The following is a 501-nucleotide window of genomic DNA, read 5'->3' on the forward strand; positions in this document are numbered from 1 at the left end:
CATTCTCAAATAAGATTTTTATTTGGTTGACGAGGTGGCGTAGAACGGTTCAAGAACTGTCTGTATGCCATACTCTTCGATCGTCCCAGTGACGAAATCAGCACGCGCTATCAGATCAGGCTGCGCATCACCCATCGCCACGGCAAACCCAACCAAATCAAACATTTCTAAGTCATTCATGCCATCGCCAAACGCCATGCACTCGCTGACATCTACCGCATAGTACTCGCAGATATCTTTGATTCCGCGTGCTTTTGATGCCTCTATTGGCAATATATCTGCACCGATTTGATGCCAATGCACCAGTTTTAAATCATACTGCGCAAAATCGATATCTTGCATTTTTTCTTGTTGATTATTAAAAAATACTGAGCACTGATAGACGGTATTTGACTTGTAATACTCAGGGTCAAGAATAGAGTTGGGTGTGACAGCATTGAATTCACGCAAGCGATCATTTTCACCTGACCAAGCGATATGAGTGGCAGAGTCGAACTTATG

1 protein-coding gene is annotated in these 501 nt (G+C 43.3%); it reads right to left on the bottom strand.

The features are described from left to right. Nucleotides 1-18: 18 nt before the first annotated feature. Nucleotides 19-501, bottom strand: a 483-nt coding sequence (locus ACS8FC_RS21295; protein ID WP_439298242.1) for an HAD family hydrolase, incomplete at its 5' end; no start/stop codon positions are given.

The organism is Psychrobacter sp. 1Y4 (genome assembly GCF_051847555.1).